Annotated in this window: 7 protein-coding genes; 5 read left to right on the top strand and 2 right to left on the bottom strand. The window is 66.4% G+C overall.

Translation table 11 applies throughout. The features are described from left to right. The 5 genes from urtB to LPZ50_RS19125 form a co-directional block, all read left to right on the top strand. Positions 1 to 1,268: urea ABC transporter permease subunit UrtB (urtB, locus tag LPZ50_RS19145; protein WP_230663770.1), on the top strand; the 1,268-nt coding region annotated here is incomplete at its 5' end. Then, positions 1,265 to 2,401: an urea ABC transporter permease subunit UrtC gene (gene urtC, locus LPZ50_RS19140; RefSeq protein WP_230663768.1), complete on the top strand. Its 1,137-nt coding sequence runs from the start codon at positions 1,265 to 1,267 to the stop codon at positions 2,399 to 2,401. The genes urtB and urtC, both read left to right, overlap by 4 nt. Further along, complete coding sequence (urtD, locus tag LPZ50_RS19135; protein WP_230663765.1) at positions 2,398 to 3,246, top strand: urea ABC transporter ATP-binding protein UrtD; 849 nt, start codon at positions 2,398 to 2,400, stop codon at positions 3,244 to 3,246. Before urtC ends, urtD begins: the two co-directional genes overlap by 4 nt. A gap of 1 nt (position 3,247) precedes the next feature. Then, a complete protein-coding gene (gene urtE, locus LPZ50_RS19130) occupies positions 3,248 to 3,946 on the top strand; it encodes an urea ABC transporter ATP-binding subunit UrtE (RefSeq protein WP_230663762.1) in 699 nt (232 codons plus the stop codon). 174 nt (positions 3,947 to 4,120) lie between these two features. Further along, complete coding sequence (locus LPZ50_RS19125; protein WP_230663759.1) at positions 4,121 to 4,765, top strand: LysM peptidoglycan-binding domain-containing M23 family metallopeptidase; 645 nt, start codon at positions 4,121 to 4,123, stop codon at positions 4,763 to 4,765. Here LPZ50_RS19125 and LPZ50_RS19120 read toward each other — a convergent pair. Then, a complete protein-coding gene (locus tag LPZ50_RS19120) occupies positions 4,762 to 6,063 on the bottom strand; it encodes an alpha/beta hydrolase (RefSeq protein WP_230663756.1) in 1,302 nt (433 codons plus the stop codon). The genes LPZ50_RS19125 and LPZ50_RS19120 overlap by 4 nt on opposite strands. 76 nt (positions 6,064 to 6,139) lie before the next feature. Further along, complete coding sequence (locus LPZ50_RS19115; RefSeq protein WP_230663753.1) at positions 6,140 to 7,048, bottom strand: LysR family transcriptional regulator; 909 nt, start codon at positions 7,046 to 7,048, stop codon at positions 6,140 to 6,142. Positions 7,049 to 7,246 lie beyond the last annotated feature (198 nt).

Genomic DNA, 7,246 nt, shown 5'->3' with positions numbered 1-7,246 from the left:
CCGCGATGGCCACCGCCCGGCTGCACGCGACCGATCCGGCGCAACGCCTGGCGGCGGCCCAGCGACTGCAGCGCGGTACCGACATCGCCGCCCTGCCCATGCTGGAAAAGGCCTTGTCAGCCGAGACCGACCCACGGGTGCAGGCGGCGCTGGAGATCGCCACCGCCACGCTGCAGCTGCAAAGCGATGACGCCAGCGTGCGCCGCCAGGCCGCCGAAACCCTGGGCAACAGCCGCAACGCGGCGTTTCGGCCGGTGCTGTCGGCCCTGCTGCTGCTGGATGAGCAGGGCCGCCATGCGGAACCCGACGAACGGGTGCGCGCGGCGGCGCAGGCGGCGTTGCGGCGCATCGAGCGGCACCTGTCCAACGTGGAATGGATGGGCAATCTGTTCTACGGCATCAGCCTGGGCAGCGTGTTGCTGCTGGCCGCCCTGGGGCTGGCGATTACTTTCGGGCTGATGGGCGTCATCAACATGGCGCACGGCGAACTGCTGATGATAGGGGCCTACGTCACCTACGCCGTGCAAGGCCTGTTCCGCCAGTGGATGCCGCAGTGGATGGATGCGTATGTCATTGCCGCGTTGCCGGCGGCCTTCGTGGCCACCGCGCTGGTGGGCATGGCGCTGGAACGCACGGTGATCCGCTGGCTGTACGGGCGCCCGCTGGAAACTTTGCTGGCCACCTGGGGCATCAGCCTGATGCTGATGCAGGGCGTGCGTACATTGTTCGGCGCGCAGAACGTGGAAGTGAGCAACCCTTCCTGGATGAGCGGCGGCATTACGGTGATGGGCAGCCTGGTGCTGTCGTACAACCGCATCGCCATCATTGTTTTCGCGGTGCTGGTGGTGGCGTTCGTATGGGCGCTGCTGAACCATACGCGGCTGGGCCTGTTCGTGCGCGCCATTACGCAGAACCGCCGCATGGCCGATTGCGTGGGCGTGCCCACCGGGCGCGTGGACATGCTGGCATTCGGGCTGGGGTCGGGCATTGCCGGGCTGGCCGGCGTAGCGCTGTCGCAGCTGGGCAATGTCGGGCCCGACCTGGGCCGCGCCTATATCGTCGATTCGTTCATGGTGGTGGTGCTGGGCGGCGTGGGCCAGTTGGCCGGTACCGTGGTGGCGGCCCTGGGCCTGGGCACCATCAATAAATTCCTGGAGCCGTATTCCGGAGCCGTCATGGCCAAGATCACCATCCTGGTGCTGATCGTGCTGTTCGTACAGAAGCGCCCGCAAGGGCTGTTCGCCCCGCGCGGCAGGAGCGCCGAATGAACACCGCCATCCTGAATGTTCCCGCCGCCCACCCCGCGCTGGCGCGGCGCCCGCTGTTCACGCCCAAGGCCTGGGCCGCCCTGGCCGCCGCCACCTTCGTGCTGGCCTTGCTGCCGTTCCTGAACCTGGTGTTTCCGCCGGGCCATGCCCTGCATGTGTCGGCCTATGCCGTGGCGCTGCTGGGCAAGTTCATGTGCTACGCCCTGGCCGCGCTGGCGCTGGACCTGGTATGGGGCTATGCCGGCATCCTGTCGCTGGGGCACGGCCTGTTCTTCGCGCTGGGCGGCTACGCGCACGGCATGTACCTGATGCGGTCCATTGGCCGCGACGGCGTCTACCAAAGCGACGTGCCCGATTTCATGGTGTTCCTGAACTGGAAGGAATATCCCTGGTACTGGGCTTTCACCGACCACTTCTGGTACGCCATGCTGCTGGTGGTGCTGGTGCCGGGCACGCTGGCGTTCGTGTTCGGATACTTCGCCTTCCGGTCGCGCATCAAGGGCGTGTATTTTTCCATCATCACGCAGGCGCTGACCTTCGCCGCCATGCTGCTGTTCTTCCGCAATGACACGGGCTTTGGCGGCAACAACGGTTTTACGGACTTCAAGCGCATCCTGGGGTTCGACATCACGGCGCCGGGCACGCGCGCCACGCTGTACTGGGTGACGCTGGCGGTGCTGCTGGGCGCGCTGGTGCTGGCGCGGGCGGTCACGCAGTCCAAGCTGGGGCGTGTGCTGACCGCCGTGCGCGACGCGGAAAGCCGCGTGCGCTTCATCGGCTACGAGCCGCTGGGTTTCAAGTTGTTCGTGTGGACCCTGTCGGCGGTGATGTGCGGCATTGCGGGCGCCTTGTACGTGCCGCAGGTCGGCATCATCAACCCCGGCGAAATGTCCACCGAGAATTCCATCGAGATGGTGATCTGGGTGGCCACCGGCGGCCGCGGCACGCTGATCGGCCCCATTATCGGCGCGGGCGCCGTCAACGGCCTGAAAACCTGGTTCACCAGCGTGTTCCCGGAATTCTGGCTGTACGCGCTGGGCCTGATTTTCGTGCTGGTGACGCTGTTGCTGCCGCAGGGCATCGTCGGATTGGTGCGGCGCTGGATGACGCGCCGCCAGGAGCACACGGCATGATCCATACACGCAACGCCGCGGACGCGGCCCTGGATGATAATGGCGGGCCCAGCGGGCAGGCATCGTACGGCCGGGTGAACCCCGCCGGCGTGGACACCACCCACGGCGCCATCCTGTACCTGGACGGCATCACTGTCAGTTTCGACGGGTTCAAGGCGCTGAACGACCTGACACTGGACATCGGCGTGGGCGAGCTGCGTTGCATCATCGGCCCCAATGGCGCGGGCAAGACCACGATGATGGACGTCATTACGGGCAAGACGCGGCCCACCGCGGGCACGGCCTTTTTCGGCCAGAACATCGACCTGGCCACGCTGAACGAGGCGCAGATTGCCCATGCCGGCATCGGCCGGAAGTTCCAGCGTCCCACCGTGTTCGAGCAGCACACCGTGTACGAAAACCTGGAGCTGGCCATGAAGGCCGACAAGCGCGTGCGGCCCACGTTGTTTGCGCGCCTGAGCAGCGAGCAGGCCGACCGCATTGCCGACACGCTGGCCCTGATCCGCCTGACCGGCGCGGCGCAGCGCGTGGCCGGCCTGCTGTCGCACGGCCAGAAGCAGTGGCTGGAGATCGGCATGCTGCTGATGCAGGAACCCCAGCTGCTGTTGCTGGACGAGCCGGTGGCGGGCATGACCGACGCCGAAACCGAACGCACCGGCGAGCTGTTGAACGAACTGCGGGGCCGGCATTCCCTGATGGTGGTCGAGCACGACATGGATTTCGTGTCGCGCATTGCCGACGGCGGCAAGGTCACTGTGTTGCACGAAGGGTCGGTACTGGCCGAAGGCACCATGTCGCAGGTGCAGGCCGACCCCAGGGTCATCGAAGTTTATCTGGGGCGCTGACATGCTGGAAGTGCAAGCCATCGATCAATACTACGGCGGCAGCCACACGCTGCGCGGCGTATCGCTGTCGCTGCGGCAAGGCGAATGCCTGGGCCTGCTGGGCCGCAACGGGGTAGGCAAGACCACTTTGCTGAAATGCCTGATGGGCGTGCTGCCGGTAGTCGGCGGCAAGGTGATGTTCGACGGGCAGGATATTTCGCGCCTGCCGCCGCACCGCCGCGCCGAGCTGGGCATGGCCTACGTGCCCCAGGGCCGCGACGTATTCGCGCGGCTGACGGTGCACGAGAACATCGTCATGGGCATGGCGCGTTTTCCGGGTTCGCGCGCGCGCCGCATCAAGGACGAGGTGTTCGAGCTTTTCCCGGTGCTGAAAACCATGCTGAACCGCCGCGGCGGCGACCTGTCGGGCGGCCAGCAACAGCAACTGGCCATTGCCCGCGCCCTGGTGGCCGAGCCGCGGCTGATCATCCTGGACGAGCCCACCGAAGGCATCCAGCCTTCCATCATCAAGGACATCGGACGGGTCATCCGCCTGTTGCGCGAGCGTGGCGACATCGGCATCCTGCTGTGCGAGCAATACTTCGATTTTGCGCGCGAACTGGCCGACCACTTCGTGGTGCTGTCGCGCGGCGAAGTGGTGGCGCAGGGCGCGCGTCCGGACATGGACAGCGAAGACGTGCGCCGGCATTTGTCGGTGTAGGGCGCTGTAGAGCTTGATTCAAATGCACAAGCCTGTTACAGCGATTCTTGTTACCCTTCTGGTGACTTGCCTACCCACATCCATACGCTGTCAGTGCCTGCTATTCAAACTACTTTCCCTGTTTATGCGCCGCAACGCCCTGGCCGGGCCGATCCGGCCTGGCGCCGCGCCGGCATGGCGCTGGGCCTTTGCCTGGTCATGCTGCTGGCGGCCTGCAGTTCCACCAAGACCGGCGCGGGCTATTACCGCGTACAGTCGGGCGACACGCTGAGCAAGATCGCGCGCGAGCACAATACCAGCGTGTCGGAACTGATGCGGCTGAACAATCTGTCCAACCCCAATCGCATCAGCAAAGGGCAGATGCTGCGGGTGAATGGCGCAAGCGGCGCGGCTCCCGCGGCCAGCGCCAGCAAGCCCGCCCCGACGCCGGCTGCCACCGCGGCCGCCCTGAAGGGCATCAAGCTGGTCTGGCCGGCCGAGGGCACCGTCACGCATCGCTACAACGGCAGTTCATCCAAGGGCATTACCATCGTCAACAAGACGGGCACGCCGGTGAAGGCCGCGGCCCCGGGCAGCGTGGTGTATGCCGGCAGCCGCCTGCGCGGTTATGGCAACCTGGTCATCGTCCAGCACTCGGGCGATTTCCTCAGTATCTACGCCCACAATAGCCGGGTGCTGGTCAAGGAAGGCCAGAAGCTCTCGCAAGGCCAGCAGATCGCCGAAATGGGTAGTTCCGACCGCAGCGGGCCGGCCTTGTATTTCGAGGTGCGCTACCGCGGCAAGCCGGTAGACCCGTCGGGGTCGTTGCCGCCGCGTTAGCGGCGAAGGGCCGCGGCGCCTTGCGGCGCCGGAGTCTCCGCGTCCGGGCCGTGTCCCTGGCGCCGCAGCAGCAGGTTCTCGATACGTTGCACGTAGTCGGGCGGGAAAGCCCAGAAGCGCAGGCCTTCCGGGGTGTCATGGGATTCCAGGCCGCGTTCCCCGGGCGCCTTGTGCCACAGGAACTGCATCAGCACGTCGCTGCTGACCCACGAATTTTCGTACCAGAAACTGTGCGACCGGCGGGAAAGCCCGGGGATGTCGGAGGCATCGATGCGGATCAGGTCCAGGTTCAGGTGCCGAGCCGCCGTGGTCACGAATTGCCACTGCTCCGGGCCCAGGGAGTCGCGGCGAGGGCGTCCGGCCCGCGTGACGCCTTGGTGGCGCGCCGCCAGCCGCAACGCGCGGTCGTTCATGTTCGCGCTCAGACTGACGCGTCTGGCATAGGGAATATAGGCGGCCAGGTCGGCGACGAAGCGATCCACGTCTTCGTCGGGTGCGGCGAAATACACTTCGCCCAGCCGCACGCGGGCCCGCACATCGCCGGGCGACTCGCCGCCTCGCGGACGCACCAGGGTGGCCAGGCCTTCGCTGGCGATGCGCGCGCCAGCGCTGAACGCCAGTATGTTGATGTGTTCGGCGTCGGTATGGGCAAGCAGTGTGCTCATCAGCCGGGTGAATGCGGGAACCGATGCCCGGGCGGTGCGTACATCGGTGGCGTACGACAGCAGGCTGGCGGCCGACGGCCACAGGTACGCCATGACGACAGCCTGCCTGCCGGTGAAGTGCTGCAATTGCGCCGCCTGTGCGGTGCCGCGCCAGACGGCGTTGTTGAACCCATGCACGTACAGGGTCAGGTCTTTCTGCGGGCTGGCGGCCAGCGCCCGGTTGATATCGGAAAACAGCGCCCGCGACCGCGCATCGGGCGGGCCGCCGTCGTTGATGTCGAAAGCAGCCATTTCTTCCAGGCTTTCCAGGCTGAGTATGGGGCGGCCGCGCAGCGTCTCGGATGTCGACAGCGCCTGGATCTGTTCCCAGTCGAGCTGGCCATCGCCGATGCGCACGCGCGCGTTACCCAGGCGCAGCGTGTCACTGGGGAAAATGGTGTAGACGGGGTGGCGCGCCTCGATGAGCACGGCGCGATTGGTGGCGTAGAAAACCGAGATGAACGAACTGTCGCCGTCGGCGCCGGCTTGCGTGAACGGGCCGGCGTGACCGGTAGTGAACTTCAGCGGGGTGGGCATCAACCGGACCGGCGACGCGCAGCCCGCCAGCACGACGATGCAAGCCAGAAGAAGCATTACCCTGCCGTTAGCCAACATGGCGCCTGCCTCGTGCCTAGGAAGCGATAGCTTAATTCAACCGTTGCTGCCAGCGCTACGGCGCGGCAAAGCCCGGCACCACGGGCAGGCGGCAGGCCAGGAAGTCGATGAACAGCCGTGTCCGCAGCGGCTGGTAGCGGCGCGATGGATAAAGCAGGTGCGCCTGCTGGGCGGGCGCCTGCCAGCCGGGCAGCACGCGCACCAGGCGGCCGTCGGCCACCATGTCATGCACCAGCCACGCTGGCACCAGGCCCAGGCCGGCCCCCAGCGCAATGCTTTCACGCACGGCAAGGGCGCTGTTGACGCGATAGCGGCAGGGCACCAGTACCGACTGAGTGTCGGAACCGGGCTGGCCGAGTTCGATGGTGTCGCCTGCGCTCAGCCAGGCAAACCGCACCTGCCGGCATTGTTCCAGGTCGGCGGGCGCGGTAATGGCCGGGCGGCCCCGCAAATAGCCGGGAGCCGCCACCAGATAGCGGGGCGAATGGGCAATGCGGCGCGCAATGGCCTGCGGAGGCAGCGTGCTGCCCAGGCGCAGCGCCACGTCCATGCCTTCTTCCACCAGGTCGACATAGCGGTCGTTCAGGATCAGTTCCACGTCGATGTCCGGGTATTGCGCCATGAACTCATGCAGCAGGGCATTCAGCCGCAGCTCGCCCAGCGCCAGGGCAGAGTTCACGCGCAGCAGGCCTTGCGGTTTTTCCGTCAGGCCGCGCGCGTCGGCCACGGCCACGCCGTACTCTTCCACTACGCGGGTGGCGTGCCGGTAAAAGCGCCGGCCCTGTTCCGTCAGCGCCAGCCTGGTAGTGGACCGCTCGAACAGCCGCACACCCAGTTCGCGTTCCAGCCCGGCCACCCATTTGCTGAGCGTCGACTGGCCAATGCCGGCCTCGCGCGCGGCGGCCGACAGCGTGCCCAGTTCGGCGGCCCGTACAAAGGCCTGCATGGCCTGCAAGGTGTCCATGGCATTCCAAAGTGGAAATAAATGTAGTCAATTCTAGTGTCTAGCTGCATGAATAGGAATGGCTTACCTTGGGTCTCCCGGCGCCGCGGGCGCCTGTACCGGAGTCTGAGATGTCTGTTTTCTGGATTACCCGCCGGGGTTCGCCCTGGGCGCGCGCCGCTGCCGGCCTGCTGGCCGCGGCCTTGTTGGCCAGCCCGG

This window comes from Bordetella petrii (assembly GCF_020991325.1).
GTDB classification, from domain to species: domain Bacteria; phylum Pseudomonadota; class Gammaproteobacteria; order Burkholderiales; family Burkholderiaceae_B; genus Bordetella_A; species Bordetella_A petrii_E.
The sequence above is the reverse complement of the archived record's forward strand: the minus strand, read 5'-3'. Positions and strand labels throughout refer to the sequence as shown.